This window comes from Zoogloea sp. LCSB751, assembly GCF_002028455.1.
In the GTDB taxonomy this organism is placed as follows: Bacteria; Pseudomonadota; Gammaproteobacteria; order Burkholderiales; family Rhodocyclaceae; genus Zoogloea.
In genome coordinates this window covers 1-234 of sequence record NZ_MWUM01000660.1, presented here as the reverse complement: position 1 = coordinate 234, position 234 = coordinate 1, and the positions used below count along the sequence as shown (strand labels likewise).

Below are 234 nucleotides of genomic sequence, written 5' to 3'. Positions count from 1 at the left end.
ACCAGTAGACCTGCTGCTTCTGGTCTACCTGCTGCAAGCTCAGTTGGTACTCGGCTTCGTGGGAGCCGTGTCCGGCTGCCAGCTCCAGCCAGTAACGTCCCAAAGCGGGGTCGGCTGATACCTGCTCCCCGGCCAGATACGCCATGCCAAGCCAGAGCTCAGCCTCGGCAGATCCAGCTGTGGCAGCACGCTGATAGGCAGCGAAAGCATTGGTCGGGGCGGCCTGTTTGGCTT

General features: G+C 62.4%; 1 pseudogene. It reads right to left on the bottom strand.

Annotated elements, in window-relative coordinates:
* A pseudogene (locus B4920_RS30270) lies at positions 1–234 on the bottom strand (SEL1-like repeat protein); the annotation flags it as partial.